Source organism: Hyphomicrobium sp. 802 (assembly GCF_000526135.1).
GTDB lineage: Bacteria > Pseudomonadota > Alphaproteobacteria > Rhizobiales > Hyphomicrobiaceae > Hyphomicrobium_B.
Genome location: NZ_JAFM01000001.1, coordinates 158,058 through 175,767, shown reverse-complemented (window position 1 = coordinate 175,767; position 17,710 = coordinate 158,058). Strand labels below are relative to the sequence as shown.

Here is a 17,710-nt window from a genome sequence, read left to right as displayed (position 1 = left end):
GATGAAATCAATCATGATCGCAGGTGCCGCAGCCACTGCCTTCAGTTTTGCAGCCGCACTTCCTATCGAGGAAGCCAATGCCGTAACGGCATCGCCCTTCGCGTCGCTGATCGGCCGTTGGAGCGGCTCTGGCATGATCGGCTACAAATCGAGCCCACCCGAAAAAATCAAATGCCGCGCCACCTACCTCACGGCAGGCTCGGAAAACGAAATCAAGCAAACGATCCGCTGCGCGACTTCGGGCGGCAACGTTGAGATCATCAGCAATGTTAAGGAGACCGGCGGCAAGCTCTCGGGCCACTGGAAAGAGACGATTCACAATTTCGAAGGCGACTTGACAGGTGACGTCACTCCACGGGGCTTCCGCGTGATCGTGAAAAGCGCCGACGTGACGGCCAACATGGACATCATGGTGATGGGCAGTCGCCAGGCCGTCGAAATCCAATTCGTCAATTCGCAGTCGCTGCTCGGACTGACGCTTGCGATGACGAAGGGCTGAGCCGAAAGACGGCCGAGCGCATCAGCCTCATCGGCGTTGTCGGGCTGCTCATGTCGACCGCGAGCGTGGTGATAATACCGATCGGCGGAACAACCCTCGGGTTATATCAATTTAAGAGGGTCTGGAGATTGAGGCCCGTTAGCCTGCTGACGATCTCCGTACTGTCCGCCGGATGAAGCGAGGCACGCATGGAAGAGATCGAGAAACAAGCTCGTGAGTACCTCAAGGCTTTGTATGGCCTGGGAAAGTCTTCCGCCGACATCCTCGCCGTTCAAAATTTGCCCGCCATTCTCGCTTTCGCGCGCCAGAAAAGATGGATTGTCGAGGGCCCCGATGGCGGCCACGGACTATCTCCCCTGGGTGTCAGAGAGATCGCGCCGGAGTGAACACAGCCTCTCCTCAACAAATTGTTCCATGTTTGTTCTTGCCTTTGGCTCGCCGCCGTGATTACCTGGAAACGAGGGGTTTTCGGGGGCAGGCATGTACGGCCAGATCTCAACACTCGCGTTCATTGGCATCGAGGCACGCCCGGTTGAGGTGCAAGTTCGGGTCACGCCCGGCGCAGCGGCCTTCGCGATCGTCGGGCTCCCCGACAAAGCCGTGGCCGAAAGCCGGGAGCGGGTCAGGAACGCCCTTCACGCTGTAGGCCTCGGCCTCCCTTTCAAGCACATCACCGTCAATCTCGCGCCTGCCGACCTGCCGAAGGAGGGCAGTCACTTCGACCTGCCGATCGTACTCGCGATGATGTCGGCCATGGAGGCGATCGCGCCCGACGCCATAGCGAACTATGCCGCCATCGGCGAGCTGGCGCTGGACGGCTCCATCCGCGCCGTGCCGGGCACTCTACCGGCTGCCATTGGCGCCAATGCGCTCGGCAAGGGTCTGATCTGTCCGGCCGCCACCGGGCCGGAAGCCGCTTGGGCCAGCGAAGAGATCGACATTCTAGCAGCCCCGCATTTGCTATCGCTCGTCAATCACTTCAAAGGCATGCAGACCCTGTCGCGGCCAAAGCCGAACGTTCTCCCTGTCCAGAATTACGCCGCCGACCTTCGCGATATCAAAGGCCAGGAGACCGCCAAAAGGGCTCTCGAAATTGCGGCGGCCGGAAATCACAATCTCCTTCTGATCGGCCCGCCGGGCTCCGGCAAATCGATGTTGGCGTCGCGCCTGCCGTCAATATTGCCGCCGCTACAACCTGAAGAGATCCTTGAGGTCTCGATGGTGCATTCGCTCGCCGGTGAACTGATGGGCGGCAAGTTGACAGTCGAGCGTCCATTCCGCGCGCCGCATCATTCCGCCAGCATGGCGTCGCTGGTCGGCGGCGGCTCGCGCCCACGCCCCGGAGAAGTCTCGCTCGCGCACCACGGTGTGCTGTTTCTCGACGAGCTGCCGGAATTCCAGCCCAACGTGCTCGACGCATTGCGCCAGCCGTTGGAAGCCGGCGAAACCGTCATTGCCCGAGCAAACCACCGGATTTCATATCCCTCGCGAATCCAGCTCATCGCCGCGATGAACCCGTGTAAATGTGGAGGTGGCAATCCCGGCGAGCCATGCCGGCGCGGACCCCGCTGCGCTGCCGATTATCAAGCCCGCGTCTCCGGCCCGCTGCTCGATCGCATCGATCTGCAAATCGAAGTACCGGCAATCTCCGCGGCTGATCTGGTCTTGCCCGCGCCCTCTGAAGGCAGCACAGAAGTTCGCGCCCGCGTTGCCGCCGCGCGCGGCCGTCAGCTCACACGTTTTGCGGCGCTGGGTGCCAGAGGCGTCCGCACCAATGCCGATTGCTCCGCCGCGCTGCTCGAACAAACCGCGATGCCCGATGAGGCCGGCGTCGCCCTTCTCCGGCGCGCCGCTGAAACGCTCGGCCTCTCCGCGCGGGGCTTCCACCGCACGTTGAAAGTCGCGCGAACCATCGCCGATCTCGAAGGTTCAGAACATGTCGCCCGCGCTCACGTCGCGGAGGCCTTAAGCTACCGTGGCGAAACCCTGCGCCAGGCCCGCGCCGCATAGGCGAAGTGGGAGCAGCATATGGAATTTCCGCGCTCCTCGGTCATCAAGTCCGCCGATTACGATCCGGAGGCACGAACACTCGATGTCACCTTCCGGACGGACCGGCGCTACACCTATTTCGGCGTCCCGGACCACGTTTTCGATGCTCTCGTCACGGCATCGTCAGCGGGCGAATATTTCAACACCCATATCCGCGACCACTACGAAAGCGAACGCCATTAGGTCCAAAAAAATCCGGGACCCGAAGGCCCCGGACGAACAAAACATTCACAGCTCGCCGTTTCGCTGATCTCAGCCGAACACCGACTTGACGCCCGCTTGCATTGCTGCCGCCTGCGCCGCATTGCGGAGCAGACACGCAATGGTCATCGGTCCGACGCCGCCCGGCACCGGCGTGATCGCGCCCGCAACCTGCGCACATTCTGCGTAGGCCACGTCGCCGACTATCTTGGTCTTGCCGCCTTCCGAGGGCACGCGATTGATGCCGACGTCGATGATCGTCGCGCCGGGCTTGATCCAGCTTCCCTTGACCATCTCGGGAATGCCGACGGCAGCAATCACAAGGTCGGCACCTCTGACGACGCTCTCGATATCCTTCGTTCGTGAATGCGCGATCGTCACGGTGCAATTCTCGCGTAGCAGCAGCGCCGCTACCGGCTTACCAACGATGTTGGAACGCCCGATTACGACGGCATTCATGCCTGACAGGCTCTGATGCACCGTCTTGGCCAGGATCACCGAACCCGTCGGCGTGCACGGGACCAGCGCCCGCTCGCCGACCCAAAGACGGCCGACGTTGACCGGATGGAAGCCATCAACGTCCTTGTCCGGGTTGATGAGGTTCAGAACCTTTTCGGCGTTGATGTGCTTGGGCAGCGGCAGCTGCACCAGAATGCCGTGGCAGGCCGGGTCGTTGTTCAGCTTCTCGACCATCGCCAGCACGTCCGCTTCGCTCGTTTCGGCGGGGAGCCGGTGCTCCCACGAGTTCATGCCGACTTCGACGGTCTGCTTCGCCTTGTTGGCGACATAGACCTTACTCGCCGGGTCTTCGCCAACGAGCACGACCGCGAGGCCAGGTTTCAGCCCATGTTCTTTCTGAAGCCGCGCGACTTCCGCCGCCACCTCGGCGCGGACCTTCGCCGCAATCTCTTTTCCATCGATGACCTGGGCTGACATTCCTCTCGTTCCTCCTCGTTTTCCTATTTTTTGAATTCGCCTATCCGGTCCTGCAATCGTCTGTCGAGTTCGTCCGGATCGCCGGATATCCGCAAGGATTTGAGCCGCGATTTCCCGCCCTTGGCGAGCGAAACAGACTGCTTCGCCACGCCCAGCCATCGGGCCACGAGCTCTTCAAGAGCCCGGTTCGCTGCTCCATCCTCGGGAATTGCGCGCACGCGCGCCTGAAAGGCCGGACCGTCGGGGGTTTCGACAATCCCGTCAACCGCCTCTTTGCTGGATTTTGGCGTTAAGCGGAAGCGCGCAATGACGCACGCGGTATCGTGCCGCCAAGCCCCCTCAGCCGACTGCGCGCCGCCGGACGCCGCCGTCACACCACGGCCTTGGCGATGTTCGGCAGCACGACGGTCTGGATGAAATAACAGGCGAGCAGCAAGATCACCGGCGAGATATCGAGCCCGCCCATGTTCGGCATCGCATTGCGAATGGGGGCGAGCAGTGGCTCCGTCACGGCGTTGAGCGCCTGCCAGATCGACCGCACGATCGGATTGTAGGGGTTAACCACCCCGAATGCCATGAGCCAGCTGACGATCACCACGGCGATAACGACGTAGGTATAAAGCGTGATGAGATAGTTGATAAAGCCCAGAAGCTCGAGCATTCGCCGTCCCGCAATTTGGTATCGTTGCGCCATGTAGCCCCGACACCCTGCCCCCTGCAAGCCTTTGGCCCGACTTGTGTCCAGACTTTCGCGCCCGAACCGCAAATGGGGTTATCAGGGCACCCCAAGTCTAGCGCGATTGTCGCAGCCTCCGCGCAAACGACCGTCCGCCGCCCCGCGCCCTAGGTGCTGACAAGCGGAGCGGATTTCTTGACAACTACTCAGGGCGAACCCTAAATGCCGCGCATCCGGGGCCGTAGCTCAGATGGGAGAGCGCTGCAATCGCACTGCAGAGGTCAGGGGTTCGATTCCCCTCGGCTCCACCAAATGCTTTGGAACCGCTGAACTATTTAGCACTTTATCGTCCTCGACATCAGCGTTGCACTCCCCCTCGCCCGGCCATCGCGGCAGCCATATTAAGAACTTGCGCTTTGTTTTCGCCGTTCGCGAAAAAGGCGCGCAGGTCTCTGCACAATTCAAGCGCCACGCGAATCCTACGAATTGACCCGTATCAACGGGCTCGGCGATGAGATTTTTATGTTGCCTTCGATACGCCAAGGCTGCCACCAAAATGGCAATCGCCGAACGCATTCGAAAAACCCGGACTACAGATAGCTTCGCATGGTTGATGAAAAAGCGGACGAGGGAGTGGTCGACGGCGCATCTTCCGTGCATCTGTTGACTGTAAGCACCGCGGACCAGATCACCATACTCGCGGCATCCGACCAATGGACGGCGCCGAATGCGGCCAGCCTGGATGGCTCAATCAGCGCGGTTCTCGCCCGCCCCTCTCTGGGGAACGTGACGCTGGATATGAGCGGTATCGAGCGGATCGATACCTACGGCGCATGGGAAATTTCGCGCCTTCAGCGTGAACTCAGCGCGCGTGGCGGCAAACTCAAGATCTCGGCGCTGCCGGAACAATATGCTGGACTGTTCCGGGCCGTGGAGCAGGCGGCCGAACTTGCCGATAAGGTTCCCTCACAGCCGCGCAAGGAATTTACGGGCCTCGCTGCCATCGGCCAAGGGATGGCCAACTATGGCCGGGGCTTCGTTCTTCTGCTCAACATGATCGGTGCAGTCTGCGCTGCGGCCTTTCGGGCGATCCTGAAGCCTTCAACGTTTCGCTTCACATCGACGGTCCATCAGCTCGATCGCGTCGGCTGGCAGGCGATCCCGATCATTTTTCTGATTACCTTTTTGATCGGCAGCATCATTGCCCAGCAGGGCTTCTTTCATTTCAGAAAGTTTGGCGCCGACGACTATGTCGTCGATATGGTCGGCATTCTTGTTCTTCGCGAAATCGGCGTTCTCATCGTCGCTATCATGGTGGCGGGGAGATCTGGCAGCTCTTACACTGCCGAACTCGGCTCGATGAAGATGCGCGAGGAAATCGACGCGCTCCGAACCATGGGCTTCGATCCGGTCGACGTGCTCATTCTTCCTCGCATTGTCGCGCTCGTCATCGCGCTCCCGCTGCTGACCTTCATCGGTTCGATGTCGGCCCTTTACGGTGGCGAGCTTGTCGCGTGGCTCTATGGCGGAATGAGCCCCGAAATTTATGTCGCCCGCTTGAAGGAAGCGATCTCGATGACGCACTTCAAGGTCGGCATGATCAAAGCGCCGTTCATGGCGTTCGTGATCGGCATCGTTGCGTGTACGGAAGGCCTGAAGGTTGGAGGGAGCGCCGAATCCCTTGGGCTTCGGACGACGGCATCGGTTGTGACCTCGATCTTTCTCGTCATCGTCCTCGACGGTCTGTTCGCTGTCTTTTTTGCATCGATCGGAATGTGACGAGAATGGCCTCTCCGAGCAAAGCACCTGTCATCAGCGTTCGTGACCTGGCCGTCGGGTTCCGCGACCGAATGGTCCTGGATCATCTGTCTCTCGACGTCCGTCCCGGGGAAATTCTCGGCCTCGTCGGCGGCTCAGGCAGCGGCAAATCCGTCCTATTGCGCACCATTATCGGCCTGTTGCCGAAACAGTCGGGATCAATCGAAGTTTTCGGACATGATGTTGACCGCGTCGACGATGAGACCCACCGTGCGCTGCAGCGGCGATGCGGCATCCTCTTTCAAAACGGCGCGCTGTATTCGTCGCTCACCGTAATACAAAACGTGCAGTTTCCGATGCGCGAGTTCCTGCACTTGCCAGAGCATTTACTCGACGAGATCGCGGCAACCAAGCTCGCGATGGTCGGACTGTCCCGGCTCGACGCCAACAAGCTGCCGTCGGAGCTCTCGGGCGGCATGACGAAACGCGTCGCCATGGCTCGCGCGCTTGCACTCGATCCCGAGGTCGTTTTTCTCGACGAACCGACGTCAGGTCTCGACCCCATATCGGCAGGTGATTTCGACTCGTTGATCCGAACGCTGCAGCAGACCCTTGGCCTGACCGTGTTCATGATCACGCATGACCTCAACAGCTTACACACTGTGTGCGATCGCATCGCCGTATTGGCGGATGGCAAGATCGTCGCCGACGGTCCACTCTCGGCAATGCTCGCGAGTGAGCACCCTTGGGTTAAATCGTACTTCCGTGGCCAACGCGGACGCATGCTGGAATCTTCACGCCAACAGTCATCTGGTTGAGACGCCGTTATGGAAATTCGCGCGCGATACACGCTGATCGGACTCTTCACCCTCGCGACTGTCGCGGCGGCGTTTGTATTTGTCTATTGGCTCAACCACGCAGGCGGCTTGGCCCAGCAGGCGCTTTACCGCGCACGTTTCGAGACGCCGGTCTCCGGACTTCTCAGAGGTTCGGCGGTTCTCTTCAATGGTATCCGCGTCGGCGAAGTCGTCGCGCTCGAGTTGGCAGCCGACCATCCCAAGCAGGTCACGGCTCTGATCTCCGTTGAGAGTACGACGCCCGTTCGTTCCGACACGAAGGTTGGTATAGAATTTCAAGGCCTCACCAGCTCGCCCGTCCTGGCATTGCGCGGCGGCGCACCCGATGCACCCCCCGTCACATCGACCGGAAGTCAGCCGCCGCTCCTTGCCGTAGATCCGAAGGACACGCAAAGTCTCACGGAATCAGCGCGCGATATCCTGCACCAGATCGGCGCCGTCATTGATGAAAATCGCGAACCCTTCAAATCCCTGGTCGCGAACATCAACACGTTCTCAGCAGCGCTCGCGAAGAATTCCGACAAGGTCGATGGTATCCTTGCTGGATTGGAGCGGATGACGGGCGGCGGCAAGAAAGCGGACGCTCCTATTGTCGATCTCGAAGCTCCCAAGAAATTTCCAGGCCTCGGCAAGATTCCTGAGGGCCAGCTCGTGGTGCCGGAACCCGATATCGTCGGCAGTGTCTTCAACGATCAGGTCGCGATCATGACGCCTGCGGGCGAGCGTTCGAACGCCATCGCCGCCAAGTGGCCGGATACGCTAAGCCGGGTTGTGCAATCGCGCATCGTTCAAAGCTTTGAAAATGCCGGGTACCTGAAAGTCCTTGGACGCCAGCCGGACACGCTTGATGTCGATTATCAACTCATCTTGGATTTGCGTAATTTCGAGATCGTGGCCTCGGACACGCCGTCTGCCGAGATAGCATTCTCAGCAAAGATCGTCGGCAAAAACGGACAGATTCTCGGCGCACGCATATTTAAAGCGAGCGTGCCTGCAACGATCACCGATCAGGCTGGAATATCGGCTGCACTCAATCAAGCGTTCGACAAGGTCGCGTCTGAACTTGTCGTCTGGGCCTGCAGCGTCGCCTGAGCGCAGCAGCTCGACTTCATTCGCGCACCTGAGCTAATGAGATTTATTCGACGCCGCTCGACTGCCATCTGATCCGAGTGCGACCGGAATCGGCGACAAGAATTATGCGAACTTACGACGTTATAGCGCTCACAATTGAGCACTATGGCGATTTCGAAAATTCAGTATCGCGGCAATGCCAAGCACCGCATTCAGCCAACCGCGGATCGCCTATTCCGCACAGGGCCGCGGCCATTGATGGGAAATACTGTCTGCCCGATTGTTCGTTGTTGATTGCGTCCACTGAATCCAACAGAGATCGCTGGAATCCCCATCTCTATAAGATGGGCAGTCCCTGGGCCTTCTTCCGTTGACCACCTCATAAGCACAGAGATGTAAGGGGGAAAGGCCAATTTATCGCGATTTACGGACAATAGGGCTGTGTGATACGTATACTGAGTAACCGTATTGCTCTAAATTGCGACGGCTGAGCGGGACCGAATCCGGACCGACCTCGCAAGGAAAAAATATTTCCATTATTGCCATGAAAACAGGCCAGCCGAATTTGGAATATTGATGATAATTGGCCATCGAATCCGCCGACGGCTTTTTTGGGACGCGATATTGGTCTTTAGTTACAATCCGATATTTTTGGTGTTAGGCCATCATTAACACCTCGCCTACATATAATGGCCCAGACTTATTGTCGTTCAGTAAGTCATGAAAGTGGGGCGGAGTTTTGCGGCGGCAACATTCCGAGGGGAAATGAGCGAAAATTGCAATTCGACGCTGGATATTTCTGGTCTGTTGACAATTCGGACGATCGGCGATGCGAAAAACGCAATTCTGAGCTCCATAAACGATAGCGAATCACTCGACCTCCTTATCTCCGAAGAGTCCGACGTCGACATCGCCGGCATCCAACTCATCGTCGCCGCGCGGCTCTATGCGCAGGGCGCCTCCAAGCAATTATCGCTCGCCGCTCCGATATCCGGGCGTGCTTTGAGCCTTATGGATCGAGCGGGACTGCTCGCTGAAATGTCGGCTGAAAATCGCCGGTTCTGGTTGCACGAGGGAGCCTGAAATGTCCGCGTCAATTCTTACGGTAGACGATTCATCAAGTATCCGGGTCGCGATCAAGGTGGCGCTGACAGGGGCCGGTTATCAGGTCAGCGAGGCGGTCGACGGGGCAGACGGCATTAAGAAAGCCAACGCTGGAAAGTTCGACCTCATCATCACCGACTTGAACATGCCCGTCATGGATGGGCTGACGATGATCGAAGAGCTGCGCAAAATCCCGGCGCACAGCGGTGTTCCGATCATCTTTCTCACGACGGAATCCGACGCAGCGCTCAAACAACGGGCTAAGTCCGCGGGTGCCACTGGCTGGCTGACGAAGCCCTTTCAAGCCGACAATCTTCTGAAGATCGTCAAGAAGGTTCTCGGGCAATGACTTCGAATACGGATGCAATTGCAACATTTCGCGCCGAGGCGGACGAGCTTTTGGATCGCATTGAGCTTGGCTTGCTCGATTTGTCGAGGAAGCCCGGTGATCGCGCGCTCGTCGATGATGTTTTTCGTAGCCTTCACACTCTGAAGGGCTCCGGCGCCATGTTCGGGTTCGATGTGCTTGCATCGTTCACGCACCATTGTGAATCGGCCTTCGATCAGGTTCGCAAGGGTGAGGTCACGGCAACGGCGAACCTCGTCTCGGTTGTTCTGGCTGCGCAAGATCACATGCGGTCTTTGCTCGAAGGAGCCGAAACAGCCAGCGAGGCGACAGGCCAGGAACTGCTCATCCGCCTGGAGCAGGAAGTGAAGATGGCAGGACATGCTCCGCCGCCGGAAGAACCCGAGAAAACGTCTTGGGAGATTAATTTCTCGCTGCCGCCGAATGCGTTGGTCAACGGTTGCAACCCGCTGGCGCTTCTGGCCGAAATGCGCGATCTCGGCGAGTGTAGCGTTGCGGCTGATATTTCGGAAATCCCGGCTCTCGACGCGCTGGTTGCGAACGAGTGCTACATCACGTGGAACGTCAAACTTCTCACCGATAAGCCGCGGACGGATATAGAAGACGTCTTCATGTTCATTATCGATGACATGAAGCTCGATATTCGTCAGGTCGAAGCCGAGAAAGACAGCGAACCAGTCCAGCTGGAAATTTCCAGCGATGCCGCACCATCGTCCGATGCGTCGCAGACGGATAAGCGGCGGCCGTCGGCCGGTGCCGACACGCGCCAGGCAGCCAAAAGCTCTGAAAGCGTTCGCGTTCCTGCTGAACGGCTGGACGAGCTCATGGATCGTGTCGGTGAACTCGTCATCGCGCAATCGCGTCTTAGCCAGATTGCCGCCGCCAGCCCGGACCTTAATCTGCGCGCCGTCTCCGAAGACATCGAGCGGCTCTCCAACGAGCTGCGCGATACGATGATGGTGCTTCGCATGGTTCCCGTCGGAACCCTATTCGGCCGCTTCCGTCGCCTCGTGCATGATCTCGCACGCGAGACGGGCAAGACGATCGACCTGACGACCGAAGGCGAAGGAACGGAAGTAGACAAGACCGTTATCGAGCGGCTGGCGGACCCGCTCGTGCATCTCGTCAGAAACTCCGTCGATCACGGTCTCGAAACGCCGGAAAAACGCAAGGCGGCCGGAAAACCGGAAGCAGGTAAAATCAATCTCTCGGCGCGCCATGCAGGCGGCGAAGTCATTATTTCCATCACGGACGACGGTGCCGGCATCGACCGGGCGCGTGTTCGAGCCAAGGCGGAAGCGCAAGGCTTGATTATGCCGGGTGCCCACATTGGTGATCACGATCTGCTGCAAATGATCTTCCAACCCGGCTTCTCGACCGCGCAAGCTGTCACCAATCTCTCCGGCCGCGGAGTTGGTATGGACGTCGTCAAGCGGACGGTGGAAGCGCTGCGCGGATCGATCGATCTCAGCAGCGAGCCGGGCGTAGGCTCGCGTATCTCGCTTCGTATCCCGTTGACGCTTGCCATCATCGACGGCCTTTTGGTTCGAGTCGGCACGGGACGCTATGTCATTCCGCTATCCGCGGTCGAGGAATGTCTCGAATTGCCGGTCGAGCAGGATTTGCGCTCGCGCGGCAGAAGCTTTATCTCGCTGCGCGATACGCTCGTTCCGTTCCTCAGGCTTCGCGAAATTTTCCAGACAGGAACACAGCCGGATCAATTCCAGAAAATCGTGGTCGTTTCGACTGGGGCCGAGCGCGTCGGATTGGTCGTCGACCAGATCATCGGTGACCATCAGACCGTGATCAAGGCCATGTCGAAGCTGCACGAAGACGTCGCGATGTTTTCTGGCGCGACGATCCTCGGCGACGGCTCGGTCGCGCTCATTCTCGATATCGCGCATCTGGTGGCGACTGGGCAAATGGCCGAGGCGCAGCTGCGCAAGGCCGGTTGAGCACGTCCGACCATAACGACGAAGGCATTCGGCTATGACGCAAGAAATTGAAGTACTGACGTTCGATCTCCAAGACGAGACGTTTGCCTTGGAGGCGAGCATTGTCCGCGAGATCATGGACATGCCGATCGTGACGATCGTGCCGACGGCTTCAAAGCTGGTCGGCGGCGTCATAAATTTCCGCGGCAAAGTCATCCCCCTCGCGAATCTGCATGTCGCATTCGGAATGGAAGCCGGACCGCTGACGATCGACAGTCGTACTGTCGTGATCGAACTCGATATCGATGGAGTCGCGAGCTTCATCGGACTTCGGACCGACCGCGTGAACGAAGTCACGACACTTGATCTTTGCCGCAGCGAGCCGCCGCCGAGCGTGGGCATGCGGTGGCGATCCGAATATGTGAAATGCGTCGTCAAGCAGGGAGGCGAGTTTATCGTGCTTCCTGATCTTCAGAATATTTTCTCGATCCATTCGGAAACGACAGGAGGATCGCTCAAAGCAGTCGCTTGAGCGTTTTTTTGAAGGCCCTGCGCATGGATGCGCCGGCGAGACTCATGACGAGTTCCGTTCGATAGCAGCGGCGAAGCTATCGCAAACAGTTCATGAAGTGCGCTGGAAACCACAAGGTTTCCAAATTTTAGGGCAAACGCAATGCGATTCACGATCAAGGCCAAGCTGGCCGCTACGTTCGCGGTTCTGACGATTCTCTCCTGTGTGATGGCGGGACTTTCGATCGCCAATCTAAGTTCTCTCAACTCGGCGATCACAGATATGCTTGCGGGTCCCGTGAAGGAGACGCAGCTTATCGGCGACCTCCAGAACGCGTTGAATACGATGTCTCGCAACGAGAAGAACGCTGCGATGACCAATGACCCCGCATTGACAACCGAGTTCAAGAAAAAATCGGAAGATGCGGCAGATAAGGTTAGTGTACTGCTCCCGAAAATCACGTCGATCGCAAACGACGAGATGAAATCGATCCTGGCGGATTTGGGACGATCCTATAATGAATACCTTGTAGAGAATCGCGAGGTCATACGTCTTGCGACGCTGAACACCAACGAGTCCAATGCGCAGGCTGGCGCCCTGTCGATCGGGGATGCCCGAAAAAAGCAGAATGAACTTCTCGCCTTAGCGGACCGGGTGCGAGACGCGGCAGACGCCAATATGAAAGCGACCGATGAGGAGACGAGTGCCGAATACGCGATGTCGCGAAACATTCTGATCAGTGCCGCAATTCTTCTGATCGTTGTTTCAATCGCAGCGGCCATCTGGATTTCGCTCAATATTTCTCGTGGCCTTTCGAAAGGTGTATCGTTGGCTCAAGCCGTCGCCATCGGCGATCTCGGCCAGCAAATTGAAGCAAAGAGCAACGACGAGATCAAAGACCTCATCGATGCAATGAATCGCATGACCTCGAACCTTCGCGAGACTGCCGACATCGCCAATCAGATTGCAGGTGGCGATCTCACGGTGCAGCCGAAGCCGCTTTCGGACAAGGACACGCTGGGTCACGCCCTGGAAAGCATGGTCGAGCGCCTGCGGGGCGTCGTATCGGATGCGGTCGCGGCTTCGAGAAACGTATCGGCTGGCAGCCAGCAGCTATCTTCGGCCTCCGAGCAGGTATCGCAGGGCGCAACCGAACAGGCTTCGGCCGCCGAAGAAGCATCGGCGTCGATGGAAGAAATGGCGGCGAACATTAAGCAGAACGCTGATAACGCTGCGCAGACAGAGAAGATCGCGCGTCAATCGTCGAAAGATGCTGAAGCAAGCGGCGACGCAGTGAGCCGCGCAGTCAACGCGATGCGCACGATTGCAGAAAAAATCGGTATCGTTCAGGAGATCGCCCGCCAGACGGATCTTCTGGCTCTCAACGCCGCGGTCGAAGCCGCGCGCGCTGGCGAGCACGGCAAGGGCTTCGCGGTCGTTGCATCCGAAGTGCGCAAGCTCGCGGAACGCAGCCAGACTGCGGCCGCAGAGATCGGCGCGGTGTCCGGCGACACCGTGAAAGCGGCGCAGGAAGCCGGCGAAATGCTGACGCGCTTGGTTCCGGATATCCGTAAGACGGCGGAACTCGTTGCTGAGATCAGCGCCGCGTGCCGTGAACAGGATATCGGTGCTTCGCAGATCAATGAGGCGATCCAGCAGCTCGATAAGGTCACGCAGCAGAACGCCGGTGCCTCGGAAGAAATGTCGGCGACCTCTGAAGAATTGGCGGCGCAGGCCGAGGAGCTTCAGCAGAGCATCGCGTTCTTCCGGACCGACGACTCGAACCGCTCGTCCGAGTCTGCGAACGTCCGCTCGGCGTCCGTCAAGCGGATCACATCGGCAAAGCCGTCGGCCGCTCAGAAAGCGCTTGCCAGGGCTTCCGCTGAGAAGAAAGCGACCTCGTCCGCGCACCGCAATACCGTTGCCGAACTTCAGTCGCGTGTGAAGGGCTTTGCCCTGGACTTGAGCACGGGTGGCCCTGATGCCGACGATGCAAATTTCCGGGAGTCGGCGTGATGACCAGCGCTGGGTCCGAAGCTCAATATGTGACGTTTAGCTTGGCCGACGAAGTCTTCGCGGTCCCCGTTAGGGAAGTGCGCGAGATCCTGGATTACCGAAAGGCATTCAGGATTCCGCACGGTCCCGACTATCTCCTTGGCCTCACCGACGTTCGGGGCCAAGGCGTACCGACTATAGATCTGCGCCAGCGTCTCGGGCTGGCGCCGACGGAGCCGACGCCACACACGCGCATCCTCGTTTTGGATGTGGCGCTTGCGGGGCGAGTCCTGTGCCTGGGTCTTGTGGCGGATCGGGTCTTCGAAGTAACGCCCTTCCACAGCAATCAGATCGAAGCGGCGCCGGACATCGGCGTTCGCTGGCGCTCGGACTACATCGCCGGTGTGGTCCAGCGGCCCGAAGGTTTCGTCGTGCTGGTCGACCTGCCAAAACTGTTCTCGTCGTCCGAGTCGGCGGTGCTTTCGCAAACTGCGGCCGCTGCGTAACCGGTCTACGGAGCTTTTGGTATGACTTCTCAAGGCCTCAGCGTCGACCGCGGGCAAGATACGCGGCTGCGCAGCGATAACCTGAGCAAGCGCAACTTCGATCGCTTGGCACGTTTCATCAATGGGTATAGCGGCATCCGCATGCCGCCGACCAAAGTGACGATGCTTGAGGGACGGCTCCGGCGGCGCTTGCGCGTCACCGGCCACGCCTCGCTCGACAGTTATTGTCACTTCCTTTTTGATGAAGATGGCATCGAGTCCGAAGCCGTTCATCTGATCGACGTCGCGACGACGAACAAGACCGATTTCTTTCGGGAACCAAACCACTTCGCTTACCTAGTCGAAAATGTTCTGCCCGCGATGATGCACCGAGACAAAGGTGAGGTTCGCGTTTGGAGCGCGGCATGCTCGACCGGCGCCGAACCCTACACGTTGGCGATGATCCTTGAAGACTTCAGGCAGAGCTATCGGCTTGGATATTCGATCCTCGCGACAGATCTAAGCACCGAGGTTCTGTCGACCGCGGTTCGTGGCATCTATCCCGAAGAGATGATGGATCCGGTCCCCCCCGACATGGCGCGGAAATACGTGCTGCGTTCGGTCCGTGGCGACCGGCAGGTTCGCATCCACCATTCGCTTCGATCGAAGATCGGTTTCGCCCGGCTGAACCTTATGGACGATAGCTACGCAATTGGCGCACCGGTCGACGTTATCTTCTGCCGAAATGTGCTCATCTATTTCGAGAAAAAGGTGCAGGAAGCCGTTCTATCGCGGCTTTGCGATTGTCTCGCGCCGAATGGCTATCTGTTCATTGGTCATTCCGAATCCATTGGCGGATTTTCACTTCCGGTCAAACAGGTCGCAAATACCATTTTCCAGAAGACGCGATAGATGCCTCATAAAAAGATACGCGTTCTGATTATCGACGACTCGGCAAGCGTGCGCCAAACCCTGACGGCGGTGTTGAGCTCGGACCCGGACATCGAAGTCATGGGCGCAGCCTCCGACCCGATCGCCGCTGCACGTCGTATCCAGGATGAGGTCCCGGACGTCATCACGCTTGATGTCGAGATGCCGCGTATGGACGGCATTACGTTTCTCAGAAAGCTGATGGCGCAGCGGCCGGTTCCGGTCGTCATGTGCTCTTCGCTGACGGAGGCAGGATCGGAAACGCTGATGCAGGCGTTGGAGGCAGGCGCCGTCGACATCATCTTGAAGCCGCGGATCGGCGTTGCCGATCATCTCGCCGAAAGCTCGCTTAGAATTTGCGAAGTGGTCAAAAGCGCGGCTTTGGCTCGGGTCGGCGGACGACGGCCGCGCGATGCGATGGAAGTCAGCATGGGAGGACCGGAAAAGAAGCTGACGGCGGACGCGATGCTTCCGCCACCGTCCGGCCGCGCTATGGCGAAAACAACCGAAATGGTCGTGTGTATGGGCGCCTCTACCGGCGGAACGGAATCGCTACGCGTCGTCCTGGAGGCTATGCCCGCGAATGCGCCGGGCATCGTCATTGTGCAGCACATGCCGGAGAAATTTACTGCGGCCTTTGCCAAACGCCTGAATTCACTCTGCGCCGTCGAAGTGAAGGAAGCGGTCGACGGCGATGCCGTGCTGCGCGGCCACGTCCTTATTGCGCCAGGCGACAGACATATGATGCTGGAACGGCAGGGCGCGAGGTATTTCGTGTCCGTCAAGAGCGGCCCGCTGGTCTCTCGCCATCGCCCGTCGGTCGACGTGCTGTTTCGGTCGGCCGCGCAATCGGCTGGTTCCAATGCCGTCGGCGTCATCATGACGGGCATGGGCGACGATGGTGCGCGCGGGCTTAAGGAAATGAAAGCCGCAAACGCTTTCACGATTGCCCAAGACGAAGCGACGTCGGTGGTCTTCGGCATGCCAAAAGAGGCCATCGCAAGAGGGGCAGCCACTAAGGTGGTGCCCCTGAACGCGATCGCAAGCGAAGTGTTGCGAGCTGCAAGCCGCAGCTAAGCGGCACGCGCCGAGACGGCCGCGTCGGGCAAACAATGTGCGTGTACGTCTCGCTCTCTCGCCATCGTATAGGTTGCAGCGATAGCATCGAGAAGGCTTTTCAGCGGATCAAGAATATCCGCGACGTCAATATCGTCTTTACCGGCAAGCGATTGAAGTGACGCCGCGGAAGTCGACAAAACGTTTCCGAGTTCGGCATCGAAATTCAACTCGGTCTCGGCTTTCGAGAGCGAATCGACAACGTCCTTTCCTTGTCCCATGATTGTCGCGAGCCGAGACTCTGCAAGATCGGCAGCGTCGCGCAAGCGTGCGGCTGCGCATTCGAGCTTGGATTTCGGGCTAGTCTCTGCGCGGTCCGCATTCAAATGCGCCATATCCTCGCCGAGGGAACGAAGTGCCGCGAGCGTCACATCGGCAATGGAATCGAGCTTTTTGGCGTAGAGGCGCAGCTCGATGGCAATGACCTGGAGCGGCTTTCCCGCGTCGCCCATCCGCGAGCAGCTGACCGTCGTGTTGAGCGCCATGAATTGCACGTCTTCGCGAACGCTTTTAATCGTATCGATCCGCCGCAGCAACTCGTCGACCGTGAGAGCCGTCGCGGATCGGACATCATTGGCCGCCGCGACTGCTTGCTCCATATCTGTGACGAGGATTTCGGCGTCAGCAACGCTTCGCTCGAGAGATCGAAGATTGTTATGGCTATCTGATGAGCTTTGCGTTTGCTGGAGGCGCAAAAGAGATTGCGCATCGGCTGCCATTCCAGCCATGTTGGCGAGCATCACGCGGGAATCGCGCTCGAAGTCCTGGGCCGTATCCGCGAGTTGCGTGGCGAGCAGACGGCAGATGAATTTGGTAAATCGCTCTCTCGTGTCGTCCGAGAGCCCGTCTTGCGCCAAGCGAGAATCGGCTTCGGTCAGGAGATTGAGCCCATTCTGAATGTGCTCGATGCGCTGCCGCGATATATCTCCAATTTGAAGCGACGATAGCGCATCGACGACCTTGAGCTGGATATTTTGCGCAAGCGCAGAGGCTTCACCGGTCATGTCGGCGATCTGCTTTTGATGCACCCGGATCGCGGTCGCATCGTCCGCCAAATGATTGGGAACGGCCGGAACCATCGCGGAGACTTCTTCGGCGAGGCCAGATTCAAGCTTCAGCGCCGCGCGGACCTGGTCAAGCAGACCGTTGAGCCGCATATCGATGTCATTGAGTTCGGTGCCGCCGACCTCGATTCTGGTCCGCATTTCCTGAGAAAAGGCG

19 protein-coding genes and 1 tRNA gene are annotated in these 17,710 nt (G+C 58.8%); 16 read left to right on the top strand and 4 right to left on the bottom strand.

Annotation, left to right across the window (positions count from 1 at the left end):
- The first annotated feature begins 1 nt into the window (after position 1).
- The 4 genes from HYP802_RS0100850 to HYP802_RS0100835 all read left to right on the top strand — a co-directional run bounded on the left by HYP802_RS0100850 (position 2) and on the right by HYP802_RS0100835 (position 2,731).
- Positions 2 to 499 carry a hypothetical protein gene (locus HYP802_RS0100850; RefSeq protein ID WP_013950109.1) on the top strand — a complete coding sequence of 166 codons (498 nt, stop codon included), beginning with the start codon at positions 2 to 4 and terminating at the stop codon, positions 497 to 499.
- 188 nt (positions 500 to 687) lie between these two features.
- Positions 688 to 885, top strand: coding sequence for a hypothetical protein (locus tag HYP802_RS0100845; RefSeq protein ID WP_013950108.1), 198 nt, complete (start codon positions 688 to 690; stop codon positions 883 to 885).
- Between the two features lie 94 nt (positions 886 to 979).
- On the top strand, positions 980 to 2,509 hold the full coding sequence (locus HYP802_RS0100840) for a YifB family Mg chelatase-like AAA ATPase (RefSeq protein ID WP_013950100.1): 1,530 nt from the start codon (positions 980 to 982) through the stop codon (positions 2,507 to 2,509).
- An 18-nt stretch (positions 2,510 to 2,527) separates the two neighbouring features.
- Positions 2,528 to 2,731 (top strand): KTSC domain-containing protein, encoded by a 204-nt coding sequence (locus HYP802_RS0100835; RefSeq protein ID WP_013950099.1) that lies wholly within the window; start codon positions 2,528 to 2,530, stop codon positions 2,729 to 2,731.
- Positions 2,732 to 2,800: 69 nt separating this feature from the next.
- Here the strand turns inward: HYP802_RS0100835 and folD are convergent, their stop codons facing one another.
- The 3 genes from folD to HYP802_RS0100820 are packed head-to-tail and all read right to left on the bottom strand — an operon-like array spanning position 2,801 to position 4,346.
- The gene (gene folD / locus HYP802_RS0100830) at positions 2,801 to 3,685 is read right to left on the bottom strand and encodes a bifunctional methylenetetrahydrofolate dehydrogenase/methenyltetrahydrofolate cyclohydrolase FolD (RefSeq protein WP_013950098.1); all 885 of its coding nucleotides are present in this window, start codon (positions 3,683 to 3,685) and stop codon (positions 2,801 to 2,803) included.
- A gap of 23 nt (positions 3,686 to 3,708) precedes the next feature.
- Positions 3,709 to 4,059 (bottom strand): DUF167 family protein, encoded by a 351-nt coding sequence (locus tag HYP802_RS0100825; protein WP_013950097.1) that lies wholly within the window; start codon positions 4,057 to 4,059, stop codon positions 3,709 to 3,711.
- Positions 4,056 to 4,346 carry a YggT family protein gene (locus tag HYP802_RS0100820; protein ID WP_013950096.1) on the bottom strand — a complete coding sequence of 97 codons (291 nt, stop codon included), beginning with the start codon at positions 4,344 to 4,346 and terminating at the stop codon, positions 4,056 to 4,058. The genes HYP802_RS0100825 and HYP802_RS0100820 overlap by 4 nt, the downstream gene beginning before the upstream one ends.
- A gap of 250 nt (positions 4,347 to 4,596) precedes the next feature.
- Here HYP802_RS0100820 and HYP802_RS0100815 point away from each other — a divergent pair.
- The 12 genes from HYP802_RS0100815 (at position 4,597) to HYP802_RS0100760 (ending at position 16,450) form a co-directional block, all read left to right on the top strand.
- Positions 4,597 to 4,672: transfer RNA gene (locus HYP802_RS0100815), tRNA-Ala, on the top strand.
- A 295-nt stretch (positions 4,673 to 4,967) separates the two neighbouring features.
- Positions 4,968 to 6,140 (top strand): MlaE family lipid ABC transporter permease subunit, encoded by a 1,173-nt coding sequence (locus tag HYP802_RS0100810; RefSeq protein ID WP_013950095.1) that lies wholly within the window; start codon positions 4,968 to 4,970, stop codon positions 6,138 to 6,140.
- Positions 6,141 to 6,145: 5 nt separating this feature from the next.
- A complete protein-coding gene (locus tag HYP802_RS0100805; RefSeq protein WP_013950094.1) occupies positions 6,146 to 6,937 on the top strand; it encodes an ATP-binding cassette domain-containing protein in 792 nt (263 codons plus the stop codon).
- A 9-nt stretch (positions 6,938 to 6,946) separates the two neighbouring features.
- On the top strand, positions 6,947 to 8,068 hold the full coding sequence (locus tag HYP802_RS0100800) for an ABC-type transport auxiliary lipoprotein family protein (RefSeq protein WP_013950093.1): 1,122 nt from the start codon (positions 6,947 to 6,949) through the stop codon (positions 8,066 to 8,068).
- A 699-nt stretch (positions 8,069 to 8,767) separates the two neighbouring features.
- On the top strand, positions 8,768 to 9,130 hold the full coding sequence (locus HYP802_RS0100795; protein WP_155831092.1) for a hypothetical protein: 363 nt from the start codon (positions 8,768 to 8,770) through the stop codon (positions 9,128 to 9,130).
- Position 9,131: 1 nt separating this feature from the next.
- Entirely contained in the window at positions 9,132 to 9,500 is a 369-nt protein-coding gene (locus HYP802_RS0100790) for a response regulator (RefSeq protein ID WP_013950090.1), read from the top strand.
- On the top strand, positions 9,497 to 11,473 hold the full coding sequence (locus HYP802_RS0100785; protein WP_013950089.1) for a chemotaxis protein CheA: 1,977 nt from the start codon (positions 9,497 to 9,499) through the stop codon (positions 11,471 to 11,473). Before HYP802_RS0100790 ends, HYP802_RS0100785 begins: the two co-directional genes overlap by 4 nt.
- A 34-nt stretch (positions 11,474 to 11,507) precedes the next feature.
- A complete protein-coding gene (locus HYP802_RS0100780) occupies positions 11,508 to 11,984 on the top strand; it encodes a chemotaxis protein CheW (protein WP_013950088.1) in 477 nt (158 codons plus the stop codon).
- A gap of 141 nt (positions 11,985 to 12,125) precedes the next feature.
- On the top strand, positions 12,126 to 13,979 hold the full coding sequence (locus HYP802_RS0100775) for a methyl-accepting chemotaxis protein (protein ID WP_013950087.1): 1,854 nt from the start codon (positions 12,126 to 12,128) through the stop codon (positions 13,977 to 13,979).
- On the top strand, positions 13,979 to 14,464 hold the full coding sequence (locus HYP802_RS0100770; protein ID WP_013950086.1) for a chemotaxis protein CheW: 486 nt from the start codon (positions 13,979 to 13,981) through the stop codon (positions 14,462 to 14,464). Before HYP802_RS0100775 ends, HYP802_RS0100770 begins: the two co-directional genes overlap by 1 nt.
- Before the next feature lie 21 nt (positions 14,465 to 14,485).
- Positions 14,486 to 15,355 carry a protein-glutamate O-methyltransferase CheR gene (locus HYP802_RS0100765; protein ID WP_024274949.1) on the top strand — a complete coding sequence of 290 codons (870 nt, stop codon included), beginning with the start codon at positions 14,486 to 14,488 and terminating at the stop codon, positions 15,353 to 15,355.
- The gene (locus HYP802_RS0100760; protein WP_013950084.1) at positions 15,356 to 16,450 is read left to right on the top strand and encodes a chemotaxis response regulator protein-glutamate methylesterase; all 1,095 of its coding nucleotides are present in this window, start codon (positions 15,356 to 15,358) and stop codon (positions 16,448 to 16,450) included.
- Here the strand turns inward: HYP802_RS0100760 and HYP802_RS0100755 are convergent.
- The gene (locus tag HYP802_RS0100755) at positions 16,447 to 17,694 is read right to left on the bottom strand and encodes a hypothetical protein (RefSeq protein WP_155831090.1); all 1,248 of its coding nucleotides are present in this window, start codon (positions 17,692 to 17,694) and stop codon (positions 16,447 to 16,449) included. The two genes, HYP802_RS0100760 and HYP802_RS0100755, sit on opposite strands and share 4 nt — an antisense overlap.
- Positions 17,695 to 17,710: the final 16 nt, after the last annotated feature.

What these genes read in the sequence shown, in the direction of transcription:
- HYP802_RS0100850 (WP_013950109.1), top strand. Translation starts at nt 2, where the DNA reads ATGAAATCAATCATGATCGCAGGTGCCGCAGCCACTGCCTTCAGTTTT.
- HYP802_RS0100845 (WP_013950108.1), top strand. Translation starts at nt 688, where the DNA reads ATGGAAGAGATCGAGAAACAAGCTCGTGAGTACCTCAAGGCTTTGTAT.
- HYP802_RS0100840 (WP_013950100.1), top strand. Translation starts at nt 980, where the DNA reads ATGTACGGCCAGATCTCAACACTCGCGTTCATTGGCATCGAGGCACGC.
- HYP802_RS0100835 (WP_013950099.1), top strand. Translation starts at nt 2,528, where the DNA reads ATGGAATTTCCGCGCTCCTCGGTCATCAAGTCCGCCGATTACGATCCG.
- folD (WP_013950098.1), bottom strand. Translation starts at nt 3,685, where the DNA reads ATGTCAGCCCAGGTCATCGATGGAAAAGAGATTGCGGCGAAGGTCCGC.
- HYP802_RS0100820 (WP_013950096.1), bottom strand. Translation starts at nt 4,346, where the DNA reads ATGCTCGAGCTTCTGGGCTTTATCAACTATCTCATCACGCTTTATACC.
- HYP802_RS0100810 (WP_013950095.1), top strand. Translation starts at nt 4,968, where the DNA reads ATGGTTGATGAAAAAGCGGACGAGGGAGTGGTCGACGGCGCATCTTCC.
- HYP802_RS0100805 (WP_013950094.1), top strand. Translation starts at nt 6,146, where the DNA reads ATGGCCTCTCCGAGCAAAGCACCTGTCATCAGCGTTCGTGACCTGGCC.
- HYP802_RS0100800 (WP_013950093.1), top strand. Translation starts at nt 6,947, where the DNA reads ATGGAAATTCGCGCGCGATACACGCTGATCGGACTCTTCACCCTCGCG.
- HYP802_RS0100795 (WP_155831092.1), top strand. Translation starts at nt 8,768, where the DNA reads ATGAAAGTGGGGCGGAGTTTTGCGGCGGCAACATTCCGAGGGGAAATG.
- HYP802_RS0100790 (WP_013950090.1), top strand. Translation starts at nt 9,132, where the DNA reads ATGTCCGCGTCAATTCTTACGGTAGACGATTCATCAAGTATCCGGGTC.
- HYP802_RS0100785 (WP_013950089.1), top strand. Translation starts at nt 9,497, where the DNA reads ATGACTTCGAATACGGATGCAATTGCAACATTTCGCGCCGAGGCGGAC.
- HYP802_RS0100780 (WP_013950088.1), top strand. Translation starts at nt 11,508, where the DNA reads ATGACGCAAGAAATTGAAGTACTGACGTTCGATCTCCAAGACGAGACG.
- HYP802_RS0100775 (WP_013950087.1), top strand. Translation starts at nt 12,126, where the DNA reads ATGCGATTCACGATCAAGGCCAAGCTGGCCGCTACGTTCGCGGTTCTG.
- HYP802_RS0100770 (WP_013950086.1), top strand. Translation starts at nt 13,979, where the DNA reads ATGACCAGCGCTGGGTCCGAAGCTCAATATGTGACGTTTAGCTTGGCC.
- HYP802_RS0100765 (WP_024274949.1), top strand. Translation starts at nt 14,486, where the DNA reads ATGACTTCTCAAGGCCTCAGCGTCGACCGCGGGCAAGATACGCGGCTG.
- HYP802_RS0100760 (WP_013950084.1), top strand. Translation starts at nt 15,356, where the DNA reads ATGCCTCATAAAAAGATACGCGTTCTGATTATCGACGACTCGGCAAGC.
- HYP802_RS0100755 (WP_155831090.1), bottom strand. Translation starts at nt 17,694, where the DNA reads ATGCGGACCAGAATCGAGGTCGGCGGCACCGAACTCAATGACATCGAT.